Annotated in this window: 16 protein-coding genes; 6 read left to right on the top strand and 10 right to left on the bottom strand. The window is 44.2% G+C overall.

What is annotated here, in order from left to right:
• Positions 1 to 54 precede the first annotated feature (54 nt).
• The 4 genes from FAM09_RS09485 to FAM09_RS09470 form a co-directional block, all read right to left on the bottom strand.
• The gene (locus FAM09_RS09485; protein ID WP_136576860.1) at positions 55 to 279 is read right to left on the bottom strand and encodes a hypothetical protein; all 225 of its coding nucleotides are present in this window, start codon (positions 277 to 279) and stop codon (positions 55 to 57) included.
• A gap of 337 nt (positions 280 to 616) precedes the next feature.
• The gene (locus FAM09_RS09480; RefSeq protein ID WP_136576859.1) at positions 617 to 1,342 is read right to left on the bottom strand and encodes a DUF4397 domain-containing protein; all 726 of its coding nucleotides are present in this window, start codon (positions 1,340 to 1,342) and stop codon (positions 617 to 619) included.
• Between the two features lie 237 nt (positions 1,343 to 1,579).
• Entirely contained in the window at positions 1,580 to 3,193 is a 1,614-nt protein-coding gene (locus tag FAM09_RS09475; protein ID WP_136576858.1) for a DUF6600 domain-containing protein, read from the bottom strand.
• 340 nt (positions 3,194 to 3,533) lie between these two features.
• Positions 3,534 to 4,451 carry a polysaccharide deacetylase family protein gene (locus FAM09_RS09470; RefSeq protein ID WP_243751637.1) on the bottom strand — a complete coding sequence of 306 codons (918 nt, stop codon included), beginning with the start codon at positions 4,449 to 4,451 and terminating at the stop codon, positions 3,534 to 3,536.
• A 263-nt stretch (positions 4,452 to 4,714) separates the two neighbouring features.
• On the opposite strand from FAM09_RS09470, the gene FAM09_RS09465 reads away from it, so the two are divergent.
• Positions 4,715 to 5,368: a J domain-containing protein gene (locus tag FAM09_RS09465; RefSeq protein WP_136576856.1), complete on the top strand. Its 654-nt coding sequence runs from the start codon at positions 4,715 to 4,717 to the stop codon at positions 5,366 to 5,368.
• A gap of 121 nt (positions 5,369 to 5,489) precedes the next feature.
• The gene (locus tag FAM09_RS09460; RefSeq protein ID WP_136576855.1) at positions 5,490 to 6,050 is read left to right on the top strand and encodes a thioredoxin family protein; all 561 of its coding nucleotides are present in this window, start codon (positions 5,490 to 5,492) and stop codon (positions 6,048 to 6,050) included.
• A 56-nt stretch (positions 6,051 to 6,106) separates the two neighbouring features.
• On the opposite strand, the gene FAM09_RS09455 is transcribed toward FAM09_RS09460, so the two are convergent.
• Together FAM09_RS09455 and FAM09_RS09450 are read right to left on the bottom strand one after the other, a co-directional pair.
• Entirely contained in the window at positions 6,107 to 6,709 is a 603-nt protein-coding gene (locus tag FAM09_RS09455) for a methyltransferase family protein (protein ID WP_136576854.1), read from the bottom strand.
• 79 nt (positions 6,710 to 6,788) lie between these two features.
• A complete protein-coding gene (locus FAM09_RS09450) occupies positions 6,789 to 7,604 on the bottom strand; it encodes an outer membrane beta-barrel protein (RefSeq protein WP_136576853.1) in 816 nt (271 codons plus the stop codon).
• A gap of 124 nt (positions 7,605 to 7,728) precedes the next feature.
• Here FAM09_RS09450 and FAM09_RS09445 point away from each other — a divergent pair, with 124 nt between their 5' ends.
• The 3 genes from FAM09_RS09445 (at position 7,729) to FAM09_RS09435 (ending at position 12,344) form a co-directional block, all read left to right on the top strand.
• The gene (locus FAM09_RS09445; RefSeq protein WP_136576852.1) at positions 7,729 to 9,609 is read left to right on the top strand and encodes an ABC-F family ATP-binding cassette domain-containing protein; all 1,881 of its coding nucleotides are present in this window, start codon (positions 7,729 to 7,731) and stop codon (positions 9,607 to 9,609) included.
• Positions 9,610 to 9,794: 185 nt separating this feature from the next.
• Entirely contained in the window at positions 9,795 to 11,321 is a 1,527-nt protein-coding gene (locus FAM09_RS09440) for a M28 family peptidase (protein ID WP_136576851.1), read from the top strand.
• Between the two features lie 204 nt (positions 11,322 to 11,525).
• The gene (locus FAM09_RS09435) at positions 11,526 to 12,344 is read left to right on the top strand and encodes a CHRD domain-containing protein (protein ID WP_136576850.1); all 819 of its coding nucleotides are present in this window, start codon (positions 11,526 to 11,528) and stop codon (positions 12,342 to 12,344) included.
• Between the two features lie 194 nt (positions 12,345 to 12,538).
• Here FAM09_RS09435 and FAM09_RS09430 read toward each other — a convergent pair whose 3' ends face one another.
• The 4 genes from FAM09_RS09430 to FAM09_RS09415 all read right to left on the bottom strand — a co-directional run bounded on the left by FAM09_RS09430 (position 12,539) and on the right by FAM09_RS09415 (position 16,083).
• Positions 12,539 to 13,486 carry a class I SAM-dependent methyltransferase gene (locus tag FAM09_RS09430; protein WP_136576849.1) on the bottom strand — a complete coding sequence of 316 codons (948 nt, stop codon included), beginning with the start codon at positions 13,484 to 13,486 and terminating at the stop codon, positions 12,539 to 12,541.
• A gap of 68 nt (positions 13,487 to 13,554) precedes the next feature.
• On the bottom strand, positions 13,555 to 14,769 hold the full coding sequence (locus tag FAM09_RS09425; RefSeq protein ID WP_136576848.1) for an MDR family MFS transporter: 1,215 nt from the start codon (positions 14,767 to 14,769) through the stop codon (positions 13,555 to 13,557).
• Positions 14,770 to 14,851: 82 nt separating this feature from the next.
• Complete coding sequence (locus FAM09_RS09420; protein WP_136576847.1) at positions 14,852 to 15,574, bottom strand: DUF4197 domain-containing protein; 723 nt, start codon at positions 15,572 to 15,574, stop codon at positions 14,852 to 14,854.
• A gap of 71 nt (positions 15,575 to 15,645) precedes the next feature.
• Positions 15,646 to 16,083: an acyl-CoA thioesterase gene (locus FAM09_RS09415; RefSeq protein WP_136576846.1), complete on the bottom strand. Its 438-nt coding sequence runs from the start codon at positions 16,081 to 16,083 to the stop codon at positions 15,646 to 15,648.
• Between the two features lie 82 nt (positions 16,084 to 16,165).
• Between FAM09_RS09415 and FAM09_RS09410 the strand changes: the two genes are divergently transcribed.
• Positions 16,166 to 16,501, top strand: coding sequence for a hypothetical protein (locus FAM09_RS09410; RefSeq protein WP_136576845.1), 336 nt, complete (start codon positions 16,166 to 16,168; stop codon positions 16,499 to 16,501).
• The last annotated feature ends 106 nt before the right edge of the window (positions 16,502 to 16,607 follow it).

Raw genomic sequence — 16,607 nt, 5'->3', positions numbered from 1 at the left:
AAATACTTACGGTGATCGGTAAATGCAATTATATCTGCGTTTTTGTAATGGGTTTCACAAAGGGTCGTTCGATTTCTGTTTGTAATAAACACAAAAAGGATATTCCTGACCAATGCTATTCAATTGTTTGATCTTTTCTTCACTCGGCGGTGGAACAGCAGCCGATAATGACTCAGCATGCTTACTGGCTTTTCTTTTGTTAAACTGGCGAATAAATTTTTTAGTAATAGTCGGTAACTCTACAGTAGGCGAATAACTGTTCACCGATGATTTTTTCATACGTTAACTTTTTATATTGTTACAGAATGGTCTTAATAAAATATGTACCTGCTACAAGCTCCGCCTTAAAAGATGTTACCAACAAAACATCATAAATATTAAAAAGTTCATTGAGTACAGACCAGGAAAGTAAATTAGAGGAGACTTAACATTTCGATATAAAATTCCATTATCCGGTTGTAAAAACGCTGTTTAGAAAGTTATCAAAAAATTAAATCATTTTTTAATATCATCCAAATAAATTATGCATGAACACCCTAAAAAAATACACCGGATGATTATTGATCATCCGGTGTACATTAAATTTTTTATAAATAACGTTGTTCTTACTTTAACATTAATCAGCAGCCTGTAACACATCAACGCCAATGGCGGTTGTGCCTGTACCGCCTTTCATTCCCTTCAGGTAAATAGTATAAGCATTCGCCGCATTCAGGTATACTGAACTTACCGAAGCGATCACAGAATCGGACCCCGCCTTCTTCACATATATATTATAAGTGTTCGGTGAAGCAGGAGAAAACTCATTATAAAAACTGCCAAAAACATTGTCGGCATAGCTGCGGCCCGATAAAATCAGGTTATTATCAAAATAAACATCTACCGGATCTATATCAGGGCTCATGTGAAAGAACCGGTAATATGATTTATCGGTAGTTAAAACCCTGTAATCATCAAGTATACGCACCGCCTTTACATGGGTTGGGTCTTCGTTATATAACAACAGTGTGTAATACTTTAATGAGTCATAAAGAGCGGTTCCCAGGCTGGCCACCACACTATCTGCACCTGACTTTTTAAAACTGATGGCAAACGCTTTAGGATCTACCGGGGAATAGGCTGCAGAAACTGTACCTGGATTGATGGCTGACGAGGCCTGCACATTATCGAAAAAAACCTGAATTGCCGGGGCCCGTGGCGCCAGATGCATAAGTGAAAGATATGCTTTGGGAGTAGTTGTGGAATTCTGCGCTTCCTTCAAACAACCACTTAACAACACAGTTAAAAAAGATAGTGCTCCCAAAAACAAAAAAGCATTTTTTCGTACTTGCACAGTTTTCATTTTTTAGTTAACAATTTTTTGATTGTCGTAGTTTTCAATACGTTTAGTCGTAGATCATCAAAACTTTCCCGCACTCAGACGGCAAATTTATCAATTAGTTTACCTGGGAACGATGATTTTCTGGCTTTTATGACAAAAGACCAGTCACTTCCGTTGCACTTTAAGCATATATTAACCTGATTACAAAGCAAAAAGAGCCTTTCGGCCCTTTTTCTTACCTAAAATTAGTTCATTTTATTATCCGTTCCGCCGCCATCCGCCACGACCCTGGCCGCGATCCCCTCTATCCCCCCGGTCACTGCCCTGTTGGGCCTGCGGTTGTTGCTGTTGCTGGGGCTGTGAGCGGAATCCGCCAAAACCGCCCGACCTGCCGCCGGATTCCTGGCGCCGTTCAATTTGAGGTTGTTGCTGCTGTCTTTCCCGCATCACCCGCTCCTGTTGCTGACGCCTTTCTTCAAACTGTCGCCGGTTATCGGCCTCGGCATTTCGTTGTTGCATCATCCGTTCCTGTTGCTGACGTCTTGCTTCAAACTGCCGGCGGTTATCAGCATCAGCGTTTCGTTGTTGCATAACCCGCTCCTGTTGCTGACGCCCTGCTTCAAACTGCCGGCGGTTATCGGCCTCGGCGTTCCGTTGTTGCATCATCCGTTCCTGTTGCTGGCGTCTTGCTTCAAACTGCCGGCGGTTATCGGCTTCAGCATTTGGTTGTTGCATCATCCGTTCCTGTTGCTGGCGTCTTGCTTCAAACTGCCGGCGGTTATCAGCTTCAGCGTTTCGTTGTTGCATAACCCGCTCCTGTTGCTGACGCCTTTCGTCAAACTGCCGGCGATTATTATTTGCATCTGCATTCCTATCGCGCATCATTCGTTCCTGCTGCTGACGCCTATCTTCAAAACCTCCCCGGTTATTATTGGCATCTGCACTTCTTCCCCGCATCATCCGTTCCTGCTGCTGACGCCTTTCTTCAAAACCCCGTATATTATTACCATTCCGGTCATTATCGTTATTGAACCGCCGGTTGCCATTACGGCTGTTATCGGCTATCGCACTACGTTGGTCGCGGTTAAACCGTTGCACCCGGTCAGGAGCATAGCGATCGTTATCGCGGTTTACGCGCGGACGGTAAACGGCCACTTCATTATTATTCCTGAACCCTGCCCCACCCGGTCTGGAGGCATCACGAACCGAAGCAGAACGAATTGGCAACCGGCTATACCGTTCAACATCGCGGCGGCCCGGACCAGTCATATATACATTTCGCTCGTGACGATAATTATTAATGATGGTGGTATTATTGATAATAGTGGTATTACGCTGAACGCCTACGCAATAGTCATATACGCGTGGCGAAGCAATGTATTGGCGGTCAACAAAACACCAGTAGTTAGCCGGTGGATTATACCGGCCGAAAGAAAGATTTACACTTATGCTGAACTGGGGTCCCAACGGAGCCCATCCATAGTAAGAGCCGCCACTGCGCCAGCAAACCCAGGCGGGCGACCATTCATACCCCGGCATCCAGAGCCAGCCATAATAATCATCATAGAACCAGCGCCCATAGTGGAATGGCGCCCAACCCCAGGAGTAGTTCGATACCCACATCCATCCATAATCGTCTGTAAAAACCCAGTGCCCGTTGGTGTTGTAAGGCCTGAAGCCGGGCCCTACATCAGGGCGCCAGACATAGCCGTATTCCGGGTAATCGACCCAGTATCCATATGGCTCCAGTTCGTCGTAAAACGTCTGGTACGAAACCTGCACCGATAGCTGGGCAGTAGCTTTATGTTGCGCACCGCCAACCAGTAATAACAAGAGTACTACGGTAGTGCTGATTGTTGCGAATCGTTTCATTTAGGTGTGTTTTAGAATACACAATAATCTTCTTATCAAGGTAAATCGATTATTATGCCATCAAACAGCCATTTACACCTTTTAATAATACTTTATGTGAAGGAAGGACTAAAACTGTGTTTTAACGAAACGCGTATGCAACTATTTAGAAAGAGCCAGTAACAAGTAGTAAGTAGTGAGTGGGGAAGCCAATATGCAATTGGCAATAGACAATAAACAAAGCCGCAATCAATTTGCAATGGCCAATATGCAATAGAAAATATTGAGCCAGGCTCAAAAAAAATCGTCCGCCAACTGGCAGACGATTACTCTATAGGATAATAATATTTTAAGCTGCCGATTATTTATAGCTGAAACTCTGGTTCATGGCTTTATACAGCGAAGCAGGTTTCATGGCAGGTACAATGATACGTTGAATGGTGTACAAAGGATCCTGCTCGTCGCGTTTTGCATAGAGCTGGAACGCAGCGATCATGCCTCTCTTTTTCAACTCAGGGATCGCTTCATGATTCCACAAACCAAACGGATACGCAAAGTATTTGATGGGCTTACCGGTAATAGCTTCCAGTTGTTTGGTAGGCTTTTCAATTTGCGTTACCCAGTCTTGCCCCTGGAATTTCTTTACATTGTGATGGTCCCAGGTATGTGAACCTATGGTGTGGCCTTTATCTGACAGGTCTTTAATTTGCTCTTTGGTCATGTATCGGGGCCGGCCAATGGATACGGTCATTACAAAGAACACGCCTTTGAAATTGTATTTATCCATGATGGGCCTGGCAACGGTATATTGGTCCAGGTCGGTATCGTCGAAGGTGAGCATCACCGGTTTTGACGGTAAAGGCGTTCCTTCGTTCAGATAAGCATACAGTTGATCGGGTAAAATGGTATGGTAACCGCTATCGGCCAGCATTTTCATTTGTTCCTCAAAGGAAGCCGGGGGAACAATATATGCCTGGGCTGTTTTTGAATCAGTGGGCTTCCAGTCGCGGATCTGGTGATAGCACAAGATCGGCACTTCCGGACGCGCTAATATAGTTTTGGGATCAGCTACTTTGACCTTGTCGATGTTGGGCATTGCTGCCGCGTCGGTATTGGCGGATTTTTCGTCACCGGGCTTTGGCGACTCAGGCGTGGAGCTTTCTTTTACATCGGCTGCTTTAGCAGAAGGAGAATGGCAGTTAGCTGCCATAAAGCAGAAGAAAGCAATTACCAGTATTGCTATAAATTCAGGCTTCGAACGGAATGTGTGTGTTTTCATAGAACGCCGCAAACTTACGTAAAATAGGCATTGCATAAACGAACAAAACCGATGATTTGTTGCAAAATGTACTATACTATAAGCATTTTTTTTGCACATTTTGTTTATTACCCTAAGCTTTGCAGTTTTTACGATCAGGCGATACGAATTAACTCATAGTCAAACTCAGAAATTACTATTAGAGTCAAGGAATGAAAAATGAAGAATGAGAAATGAGGAATGAGAAAGGTAAGGCAAGCATTCACCACTGACCATTCACCATTATGACCCAACTCAAAGATTATTACAAAATACTGCAATTACCCACTACCGCTTCCCAGCAGGAGATCAAAAGGGCGTTTCGCAAACTGGCCCAGCAATATCACCCTGATAAAAATGGCGGCAGTGCAACCGCTACAGCCCATTTTCGCGAAATACAGGAAGCATACAAAGTATTGAACGATCCCAAACAACGCGAAGCATACCATTACCAACGATGGTATGTGCGCAGTACCGGCAAACCGTTCAACAATGCACCGCTGACGTCAGCCAGTATTTTACAGGAATGCCGCATCCTGCAACAGTATGTTACTTCCATGAACCTGTTTCACATTCGCTTTGATGCCGTTAGCCTGCACATCAGGGAATTGCTAACCGCCAATGCCATTGGCATTTTGCATGAACGCAATGATGCGGCCATTAACCGGGAGATCATTCAAAGTGTATTGGTATCTGCCCATCCGCTTCCCAAAAAATTCTTTATACCTATTATTGAACTGTTGCTGCAATTAGCCGATGATGACGCCACCGCACAAGCCACCATTGAACAAGCACTGCTGGAAAAAAAGCAACGGCATGTATGGGACAAATATAAATGGGTGTTGATGCTGGTTATTACCGCACTTATGTGTTGGTTGATGTACCGGTATGGGAAGTAATACTATCTTTATTCAAACTTTGGTGATCCATGAAATTATCTGCGGCTAAACCATTTGGGGGAATAGCTGTTTATAAAATAGAACAAGGCAAAATTTCACTGTACATTTTATAGATTAAATTATGGCACGTACACCTTCTGTAATGACACCGCTGGGGAAAAAAGCGCCCGATTTTACACTGCCCGATACTGTGAGCGGTAAGGAATTATCGCTGCAGGCGCTGAAAGGCGCTACAGCCACTGTTATTATGTTTATCTGCAATCATTGTCCGTTTGTGAAACATATAAACCAGCAGCTGGTGAACCTGGCAAACGATTATCAAAACAAAGGCATCAGCTTTATTGCCATCAGCTCTAATGATGTGGCCGGTTACCCTGAAGATGGCCCGGAACAAATGAAGCTGGTTGCAACGCAATTGAATTATCCCTTCCCCTATTTATACGATGCTACCCAAGAGGCCGCCAAAGCATACCAGGCCGCCTGCACGCCCGACTTCTTTATTTACGACGCCAACCTTTCGCTGGCCTATCGCGGTCAACTGGATGATTCGCGCCCGGGCAACGAAAAACCGGTTACGGGTGGCGATATACGTAATGCTTTGGACCATTTGGTAGAGGGCAAACCCGTACCAGTTGATCAAAAACCGAGTATAGGTTGCAATATTAAATGGCGGGAAAGTTAAAGGGAAATGAAGAATGAGAAACAGAGAAATGAGAAATGAAAAAGTAAATACCGGCGCTAGTCAGGTGGCAGAATAAACCGCGGAAATATCATAGGTATTCGTTGTTTATATGCCACATACTTTTCACCAAATAGAGCGATAAGTTTTTTTTCTTCCAGCCTGGCGCCCAATAACGTGTATAATGTAATAACGATGCAGGCCAGCCCGTTACTCAAATAAGGGAATAGGAGGAAAAGCGACCAGAGAAATAACAGCGTACCAAAATACAACGGGTGGCGAACATACCGGTGTAACCCGTCCTGCTTCAACACAGGCAGCAGTTGTTGTTTATAAAAAACACAGATGCCGCTGAGTGAGAAAAAATATTTTCTGATCACTATTAACATTATGGCCAAACCAATCAGCGCCGGCAGCCAAAATAATACTTTTGCCCAACCTGGCAAGGTGAACAACAACCGGCTTGGCATGGTGAATTGAAATACCAGTATACCCATGAGGGTAATGGCAGCGAACAGAGAGTAAATAATGTGATAGTATTTATATTTTCTACCCAGCACCCGCTGCATAAACCGCTTGCACCAACCGGCGGCAAGCATACTATGCAAAACACCGAACAGCACCCACAACAGCACAAGAATAATATGATCAGTAATAAACATGCAATTCCCCCTCCCGCATCCATGTAAATAACACGATTCACACAATACTTGTTTATTACTGATCACATATACTTTCAGCTTATTTCAAATTCCATAATGGCATCGAGAATGCCAGGGCAATAAAGTAAGATTTGGCTTTATCATCGCTATATATCTTGCTTAAGCCAAAATTATAGATCAACCGTAACATCATGGCATTTTGCAGCATAATACCAGCGGTAAGGCCAATTCCAAAATTGATACGTTTGGCCCCGTCATCACCAAATTCAATATCCTCTTTTTCATCATCTGATTTAAAGGTACCGCCCAACGCATAACCCAGATTGGGAGATATGCCCAGAACAAAATTCAAAGCAGTAGCTTTTATCATATACAAAAAAGTGACCGCAAAATTGAGATAGGTGAACCGGGCGGAAAAATCGCCACCACTATAATCTACACCATAAGACCTGAACATCACTGACAATTCGGGCATAATGATCAATTGCGCTAACGTGTACATCAAAAAAACGCCAAAGCCGCCGCCTATTTTTGATTTATAATCGTATCCCGGAAAATCGTCTGTGTTGCTAAGTCCATTCATGAGTACATATAAAATAAATCCCACCCGTACCATTTGATCGTTTGTCAGCTTCGCATAGGTATTACTGAGTTCATTGTCATTCAACTCGCGTAATCTTTTTTCAACGAGGGCCCGGGCTTCGTCAACCGAAAGGTCTTTTGCATCTGTAGCAGATGCCTGCATTTTTTGTAACAGGGGAGATTTTTTTTCAAGGGTCTTTAGAAAGAAAGCAAAATCGCTTTCCTGGTTAAGGGAAGGCATGTGAAAATTTTGAGCAGATAAAACAACCGGCATGAACAAACCTGCCAACAGCAAGCAATGCGTTAATTTCATAACATGTTAGTTTTGGGGGGTGAACAAATAATATGGCAAAAAGTTACTATGTTTTTATATATGAACAATTTTAATGTGTTAAAAGCACTCAATCCGTGCGTAAACTTTTAAATATCTTTGCTACATGCATTATGTATCCGTAGAAGCACTCGGCAAGTCGTTTGGTGTAAAACCGTTATTTGAGGACATTTCTTTTCATGTTGAAGAAGGGGATAAAATTGCGCTGGTAGCCCGCAACGGAAGCGGCAAAAGTACCCTGCTGCGGATCCTCGCCGGTAAGGAAACGGCCGATAGCGGCACCTCCTGGATCAATAAAGAAGTGACCGTAGCACTTTTTGAGCAAGACCCCGTGTTTGACGAAAGAGGCTCCGTTCTGGATAACATTTTTTATCATAATCACCCGGTTATCAATGCCATCAGGGAATATGAGGCCATCAGCGAGGAAGGCAATCCCGAAAAACTGGGCGCGGCCATTGTAAAAATGGATGAACTGGGCGCCTGGGATTTCGATTCCAAAGTAAAACAGATCCTGGGCAAGCTGAATATTCATCACCTGAACCAACCGGTAAATACCCTTTCGGGCGGTCAGCGCAAACGCGTGGCGCTGGCCAAAACGCTTATCGATATCGGCTTTGAACACAAACATGTGCTGCTGATCATGGACGAGCCGACCAACCACCTGGATATTGAAATGGTGGAATGGCTCGAAAACTACCTCGACCAACAAAACGTAACCTTGTTGCTGGTTACCCACGACCGCTACTTTTTAGATTCGGTGTGTGAAGAGATCTGGGAACTGGATGGCAGCGAACTGTTCGTTTACAAAGGAGATTATGAAAATTATATAGAAAAGAAAGCGGCCCGCCAGGAAAGCGACGCAGCCAGCATTGAAAAGGCCCGCAATACGTATCGTAAGGAACTGGAGTGGATGCGCAAGCAACCCAAGGCCCGCACCACTAAAAGCAAAAGCCGCCAGGATAATTTTTATAAAATAGAAGCCAAAGCCAAACAGCGCCTTGAAGAGTCGCAGTTGGAACTGCAAATGAAGATGAACCGGTTAGGCGGTAAAGTGATAGAACTGAAAAAAGTGTACAAAAGCTACGGCGAAAAACCGATCCTGAAAGGTTTTGATTACACGTTTAAAAAAGGCGAACGCATTGGCGTAGTGGGTAAGAATGGCGTAGGCAAATCTACCTTCCTTAATATGCTGCAAGGCCTTGAACCGGCCGACAGCGGCAAGATCAATATTGGCGAAACCGTGGTGTTTGGCAATTACTCGCAACAAGGATTGGTGATGAAAGAAGATATGCGGGTGATTGAATTTGTAAAAAGCATGGCCGAAAGTTTTCCCCTGGCCGGCGGCGGTTCATTAAGCGCTGCCCAGTTCTTGCAATTGTTCTTATTTCCTCCCGAACAACAATACACGTACATCTCCAAACTCAGTGGAGGTGAAAAAAGGCGGTTGCATTTATTATCTATCCTGTTCCGCAATCCCAACTTCCTGATCCTCGATGAGCCTACCAATGACCTCGACCTTCCTACCCTGGGCGTTCTGGAAAATTTCCTGAGCGACTATCCCGGTTGCTTACTGATCGTTTCGCACGACCGGTATTTTATGGACCGCCTGGTTGACCACCTGTTCGTATTTGAAGGCGAAGGCATTATTCGCGATTTTCCGGGCAACTATTCGCAATACCGGATATGGTTAAAGGAAAAAGAAGAGGAGAAAAACGAGGAAGCAAAAGCCGCAAAAGTGGAAATAAAAGCTACGGCACCCAAAGAAGAAAAAAGGAAGTTGTCGTACAAAGAAAAGCGGGAATTTGAACAACTGCAACAGGATATTGCCAACCTCGAAAAAGAAAAGCATACCATTACCGAACAAATGAACAGTGGCTCACTTCCCTTCGATCAGTTGCAGCAATTATCAGTACGCATTAACGAGATCACCAATTTGCTGGATGAAAAGGAACTAAGGTGGCTGGAGTTAAGTGAGTTTGAAGGGTAAAAAAGCTTCAAGCCGCAAGCTATAAGCTGCAAGCAAATACAGAATACAGTTCCCTGGTATAAGATGGTTGCCGTGACGGCTTACAGCGGTTTTCACCATTGACCATTCACGTTCACCATTCACCCATCAATATTTCCAAATCCTCCCCAACTCATTTATTTTTGAGCTCAAACAAAAATTACACTATGAGAAGGATGTTCCTGGTTATGGCTATGGCGGCTACCACGGCGGCTTCGGCGCAAAAAATAGCCGACCCCAAGCCATTTGCCAACACAATAACAGCAGACGATCTAAAGAAGCATTTGTACATTGTGGCAGGACCAGGTATGGAAGGCCGCGAAACTGCTACAGAAGGACAACGTAAAGCAGCCGCTTATATAGAAAGTCAGTTTAAATCGCTGGGGTTGCTGCCCGGTAATAAAGACAATTTTCAGGCAGGCTTCCCTATTTACCAGGACACCTTACTTAACGCTGCGGTAGAAGTGAACGGACGGCGATTTGAATTGAATACCGATTTCGCAGTGAACCTGAACATGGCCCATTCCAGCACTATTTATTGTGGTGAAGTGGTGTTTTCCGGTTATGGCATCAGCGATAGCACCCGCAACGATTATAAGAACATAAATGCACAAGGCAAAATTGTATTGATACTGCAAGGTTCCCCTCCTTCCTCATCAGGTGGCAACACCGCCGGCAATCGTTCCCGGTTCAGCCCATTTACAGCCATGGAAGCGGCACAAAAGAATGGCGCCGCGGCCATCTTAATGGTACAAAACAATTTCCCCCGCCGGAGTGCTCCTATTAAGGGTTCACCTTACCTGAATGGGTTCAGAAAAACCGTGTTCCCCAATACGTATTATATTTCTGAAGAAGTTGCCAAAGCCATTATGGGTGCAGATTACGATGGCGCAAAAGAAGCCATGAAGAACGGAAACCCACAACCTAAAACCTACGAAGCGGATGTAAAGCTGGAATTTAAAAAGAACATGAATGAGTTAACCAGCACCAACGTAATTGGCTTTTTGGAAGGCAGCGATAAAAAAGATGAATTTGTTTTTATAACTGCGCACTATGATCACCTCGGCAAACGCGGAGATTCAGTAATTTTTTATGGCGCCGATGATGATGGATCAGGCACCGTAAGCGTGTTGGAATTGGCCGAAGCATTTGTAAAAGCCAAAGCGGCCGGTAAAGGTCCCCGCCGGTCGATTGTATTTATGGCTGTATCGGGTGAAGAAAAAGGGTTGTGGGGATCTGAATACTACAGCGATCATCCCTTGTTCCCATTAAGCAAAACAACGGTTGACCTGAACATTGATATGATCGGCCGCAGCGACCCTAAAAGGAAAGTAGGCGACAGCACCAACTATGTATACGTTGTTGGTGACGACAAGCTTAGTTCTGATCTGCGTCCCATCAGCGAGGCGATGAATAAGAAATACACCAAGCTGGAACTGGATTATAAATACAATGCCCCCAAAGATCCCGAGCGCATTTATTTTCGCAGCGACCATTACAACTTTGCCCGCAAAGGTGTACCGATCATTTTTTATTTCAACGGCACACACAATGATTATCATAAACCAACCGATACGCCCGATAAGATCAATTATAACCTGATGGCCAAAAGAGCGCAACTGATCTTTTACACTGCCTGGGAAATGGCCAATCGCAATGAAATGTTGAAAAGAGATATTCCGCTTACAGAGTAATAAATTAAAAGTAGCTAAGTTTATGAATCGTGCCACAGCTTGAAGCCGTGGCACGATTTTTTTCTTAATGTTTGTTTGCAGGTACGAAGAACCAACAAACAAAAAACTGAGAATTTAAAACCTGGAACTAAGAACTAAAGCAACCAGCATTCCTTCCACTGCGTATTCTTTAACATAACGCCTTCTCACTTTAAAACGATTTGTATGAAACGATTGCTGCCCGCAAAAGTAGCAGGCATTGTGATGCTTGCTCTGGGATTACAAAGTTGTGAACACGATAAAGATGATGGACCATCCAAAGTTAAAAGATGGGATGTTGACATAAAAGCGATCTATGAAGTGCCTGCGCCTCCGGGAAGAAATGAAGAAGGCGAAGCTACCATAGAACTCTTTGCTGATAATTCTCTGAAGTTCAACCTTCACATCCATAACTTATCACCGAGCGATGCACTGACCAATGCTCATATTCATATAGGCGATGCAGGCACCTCCGGTGGTATTATTATTCCATTTAATCCCACTTTTGTTGGCGCTGGGGCTACAGGTACAGTCACCGGTTTGCGTCAGGGCCAGGTTGACACCTTGCAGAATATGCCTGTTTATGTAAATGTGCACTCCAAGGAAGTGCCTGCAGGGCTCGCCCGTGGACAACTGGATAAAAGAATTGAATTTGCTGCAGATATAACCTTGTCAGGCGCTAATGAAGTTCCGCCTGTTAGCACCACGGCTACCGGCCTCGCCATTTTACGACTGACACATGATAAAGTGTTGTATTCAAAAGTTACGGTAACTAACCTCGAAAGCAATGACACACTAACGGCAGCGCATATTCACCCGGGTGCTGCCGGCACCAATGGGCCTCCGCTTATCTTTCTCTGCAATAACCTGGCTGATTTTGGAGTACTGAAAATCTCCAGTCCGTTAGATGATGCATGGGTAACGCAACTGAAAACAACTCCTATGTATGTAAATGCGCACTCCCGTCGTCATGGGCCTGGGTTGATAAGAGGACAGATAAGGTAAGTTGCAAAGGTGAATGGTCAATGGTGAAAGCTAGTAGTAAGTGGCTAGTAGCTAGTGGGATAAAAATGGGAAATGAGCAATTTGCAATAACCAATTTGCAATTGCCTTCTGTATTCATTTGCACATTTTCCAATTTGCTAATTTGCACATTTGTTATGTGAACACACCAAATTGCAATTCACCTCAATAACATACTACTTTTTAACCTTGTAACAATATCGGAAAAGCTTTCCTTCAAAATCAAAAGGCGTAGTGGCTCTTGTGATGTCTTTTATCTCTGATGAGTTGATCTGCTCTTTGTCCAGTTCAAATTTCCGGTAGTTGGTGCTGAAGTAAATAACGCCGCCGGGCGCTACTGCACGTAATGTTTTATTCAACAGGTCGGCATGATCGCGCTGAATGTCGAGGAAATCTTTCATGCGCTTGCTGTTGCTGAAGGTAGGCGGGTCCATCACTACCAGGTCGAAGGAAGCAGGCGGTAAAGATTCGAGGTATTGCTTTACATCGGCATGTATAAAGTGATGCTTCGTTGAATTGAAGAATTCATTCAACTGCATATTTTCTTCCGCCCATTGCAAATAAGTTTTTGACAGGTCAACTGAAGTAACCTGGGCAGCGCCACCGGCCGCCGCATATACCGAAAAAGAACCGGTATAACAGAACAGGTTCAGTACGCGTTTATCTTTTGCTTCATCGCGTACCATACTGCGCGTAATGCGATGATCGAGGAACAAACCGGTATCGAGGTAATCGCTCAGGTTCACTTTAAATTTCAACCCGGCTTCTTCTACCACGAAGAATGCGCCTTCCGTAGCCACCCGTTGGTATTGCCCCAGCCTGCCGGGTTTACGCTGCCGTTCTTTGATGTACACATTGTCGACCGGCATTTCCAGCACCTCACAAATCAGCACAATACATTCTTCGAGCCAGGCTTCGTGTTCTGCCTCGGCCATTTCAAATTTCCGCTTGTATTCTGCCAGGTAAATATTATCGCCATATCGTTCAATACATAGGGCAAACTCGGGAAGGTCATGATCGTAGATGCGATAACAGGTTATACCCTGCCGCCGTGCCTGTTTGCCAATATGCCGGTACACTTTGGTAAGCCGGTTGCGAAACATTTGAAATTTTTCGGGAGACATGCGGGCAAAGGTAATGTGCTAATATGATAATTTGCTAATGTGCTAATTGAAAACAACAATGAGCGGAACTATGAACTAACATTCTCCATATACCTTTTCAACCAGATAAACCCAATTGCAGTTGCAAAAGAGGTTCCGCCCAGTACCCACCACAATACATTGAACCCGGAATGCTCGGCCAGTTGTGCAGCTAAAAACGGTCCGGCCGTTTGTGCAACAGACCAGGCGATGGTATACAATCCCGCATATTGACCGCGGTTGTGATCGGCGCTGCGTGAGGTCCAGAAGCTATTCATAAAAGGCAACGCGAACATTTCACCCATGGTCATTACCACCATCATCAGCAAAGCCATCACATGATTGATGTGAAAGATATTCAGCATAAAATAGGCAATCCCTACCAGGAAAACGCCTCTTGAAATATAAAAGATGTTCGATCGCCGCTTTTCCAGTTTAAAGATCAAGACCATTTCAATGACAGCGATCATGACGCCATTCAATGCACCTATTAACCCTATGAACCGTTCATTGAAATGAAGCTCTATTTTGTAATAGGCATTCAGGTTAGTGAACAGTTGAAAAAAGCAGGCAGCAAATAATACAGTGAGCAGAATAAACCACAGATATATTTTGTCGCGGTAAGCCGAATGTGAAGGATCGGCAACTGTTGCCTTCTTTGCCGGTTTAACCTGCTTTGATGGATGCAGGAAATAAGCCAACAACAACGCCGCTGTTATATTGGTGGCGCCATCTACCCAAAATAACAATTCGTAACTGATGGATGCCAAAAACCCGCCAATAGCGCTTCCTACAGCCCAGCCTAAATTGATGGCCAACCGGTTCAGCGCATACGAACGCGTACGTGTTTCGTCTTTACTGTAGGCAACAATGGCCGTGGAATTGGCTGGCCGGAACGCTTCATTCACCAGGCTAAGCAAATAGGTAAAAAGGCAGATCAGCGGAAATGATTTCATTTGTCCCAACACCATAAACAATACGCCACCACCCAACAATGTAATGAGTTGAACCGGGTAAAAGCCGATGCGATCCGTCAACTTTCCACCTAAAAACGCGCCCGTTACCGCACCCAGGCCAAACAATGCCATAACAAAACCGGCCTGGCCAATGCTGTAACCCATGGATGGGCTGGTAAGATATATGGTCATGAAAGGTAATACCATGGTGCCGCTACGGTTCACCAGCATAACAAACGACAGCCACCATGTAGAGGGAGACAATCCACTATAAGCGTTCTTGTACAGAGCAAGTGTTCTTGAGATCATGTGACTGTTATATTATAAAAAAACACCCCCGACTAGTCGGGGGATGCAATTTATAATAAATCTCAAAGCATACAGGAGAAAATTAACTGCCGAACACTTTTTTCAGGATATCGGTAACACGGGCGGCAGGATCTTTGCGGATCTTTTGTTCTTCCAGTGCTACCTGGTAAAACATTCCACTCAACGACTTTTCAGTAACGTACCCGGCGAGATCAGGATTGATTTTATTAAAGGTAGTCGGCAATTTGTTATAAGCATCAAATACTGTTTTCCAGTATGAGGTAGCTGCTGTTTTTTGCAAGGCGGTATCAATTACCGGACGAAATGCAGCGGTGAGGGCTGAGATCGTTTTACCACGCAGGTAACCGGTAGCTGCCGTATCGCTTCCTTTTAAAATGCTCATCGCATCCTGGAAGCTCATACCTTTCACTGCATTCACAAATATAGGCGCGGCAGATTTGCTGGCTTCTTCAGCAGCACGGTTCATTGATAAAATAGCGTTATCAACCAGCTTGCCCATACCTGCAGTACGTAAAGCTGTTTCTACTTTCTTTGCTTCGGGCGGCATCAACACTTTAATGGCAGCATTGGCAAAAAAGCCATCTACAGCAGACAATTTATTAGCGCTGTTTTGTGCGCCAACGGTCAATGCTTCTTTTAAACCGGCAATTATATCATCGTTGCTCAGTGAAGTGCTGCCACCGGTTGCTTTATTCAGCAAACCGCTCGCTTTTTTCAGCAATCCGCTTTGCGCAAATGAAGCAACGCTGGTAAGTAGTAACAGGGGTAATACAATTCTTTTCATAGAGATATATTCATTAAAATAATTCAGCTAAAATAACGTGTTAAATGGTAAAAAGTTGTTAAGTCTCATGGTTATTTATCCCATACAAACTGTTCAGCCTTAGGCATTTTGTCAAATACATGTTTTACTGTATCCGGCGGTAGCGTGAGTTTACGCTGCGCCACATCCATCCAGGCGCCATCAACCGTAAGAACAGCAGCGATTTCATCGCCATTTTTCATAATACGATGCTGAATGGTCCACCGAGAATGATCGGGCCGCGCTTTCAACAATTGCACATCAATGGTTATTACATCACCCATTCTAATTTCCCGCTTAAACACACATTCCTCCCTGAAAATGATCGGTCCGAACTGGTGTTTTACCATAAATGACGATGTTAACCCATGTTCTTCCAGAAAAGTAAACCGCAAATACGCACCAAAATCATAATATACGGAATGCCGCAAATGAAAGTTGGGGTCTAGGTCAGACCAGCGAATTTCAATAGGTTTAATATATGAGCTCATAAAATATGTTAAATTGATTGCTGTAAAAGTATTGACTTATCGTTATTATTAGTATTTTTTCAGTACACCTCAATTGTGCAGCGTGCGATCATTAACCGCCATTATCTGCCTTACTACCTTTTTAGCCTTGCAATACGGCAAGCTGATCAGCTATTGGCACTGTCGCTTCGCTTCTATTTATACTTCTACACGATGCGACTGCGTGCAACAATTACTGGATATTCATAAACACGATACGCCACATCCTACTGCTACCTTAAAAGAAAAAACAGAAGACATCGTCTTTTTTTATGAGCTGGTACAAAGCTGGCAATCTTCAATAACGCCTGTCACCCACGAAATGGCCTATGTTGCATTACTGCCCGAAACATACGCCGCCGCTGTTTTTCAACCTCCCCGATTAATGCAATACATATAGAGTCAAAATCCAAAGCTTATGCCTTAAACTGTAAGCTTTAAGCCATAAGCCATAAGCGAAGGCAATTGTATTTGCTTTTAGCCTGTACCTGTATTCGGTTACAGCT

The organism is Niastella caeni (assembly GCF_004834005.1).
Lineage (GTDB): Bacteria > Bacteroidota > Bacteroidia > Chitinophagales > Chitinophagaceae > Niastella > Niastella caeni.
This window is presented reverse-complemented; position numbering and strand designations above follow the sequence as displayed.

Coding starts and splice junctions, on each gene's coding strand:
- FAM09_RS09485 (WP_136576860.1), bottom strand. CDS start 279: ATGAAAAAATCATCGGTGAACAGTTATTCGCCTACTGTAGAGTTACCG.
- FAM09_RS09480 (WP_136576859.1), bottom strand. CDS start 1,342: ATGAAAACTGTGCAAGTACGAAAAAATGCTTTTTTGTTTTTGGGAGCA.
- FAM09_RS09475 (WP_136576858.1), bottom strand. CDS start 3,193: ATGAAACGATTCGCAACAATCAGCACTACCGTAGTACTCTTGTTATTA.
- FAM09_RS09470 (WP_243751637.1), bottom strand. CDS start 4,451: ATGAAAACACACACATTCCGTTCGAAGCCTGAATTTATAGCAATACTG.
- FAM09_RS09465 (WP_136576856.1), top strand. CDS start 4,715: ATGACCCAACTCAAAGATTATTACAAAATACTGCAATTACCCACTACC.
- FAM09_RS09460 (WP_136576855.1), top strand. CDS start 5,490: ATGGCACGTACACCTTCTGTAATGACACCGCTGGGGAAAAAAGCGCCC.
- FAM09_RS09455 (WP_136576854.1), bottom strand. CDS start 6,709: ATGTTTATTACTGATCATATTATTCTTGTGCTGTTGTGGGTGCTGTTC.
- FAM09_RS09450 (WP_136576853.1), bottom strand. CDS start 7,604: ATGAAATTAACGCATTGCTTGCTGTTGGCAGGTTTGTTCATGCCGGTT.
- FAM09_RS09445 (WP_136576852.1), top strand. CDS start 7,729: ATGCATTATGTATCCGTAGAAGCACTCGGCAAGTCGTTTGGTGTAAAA.
- FAM09_RS09440 (WP_136576851.1), top strand. CDS start 9,795: ATGAGAAGGATGTTCCTGGTTATGGCTATGGCGGCTACCACGGCGGCT.
- FAM09_RS09435 (WP_136576850.1), top strand. CDS start 11,526: ATGAAACGATTGCTGCCCGCAAAAGTAGCAGGCATTGTGATGCTTGCT.
- FAM09_RS09430 (WP_136576849.1), bottom strand. CDS start 13,486: ATGTCTCCCGAAAAATTTCAAATGTTTCGCAACCGGCTTACCAAAGTG.
- FAM09_RS09425 (WP_136576848.1), bottom strand. CDS start 14,769: ATGATCTCAAGAACACTTGCTCTGTACAAGAACGCTTATAGTGGATTG.
- FAM09_RS09420 (WP_136576847.1), bottom strand. CDS start 15,574: ATGAAAAGAATTGTATTACCCCTGTTACTACTTACCAGCGTTGCTTCA.
- FAM09_RS09415 (WP_136576846.1), bottom strand. CDS start 16,083: ATGAGCTCATATATTAAACCTATTGAAATTCGCTGGTCTGACCTAGAC.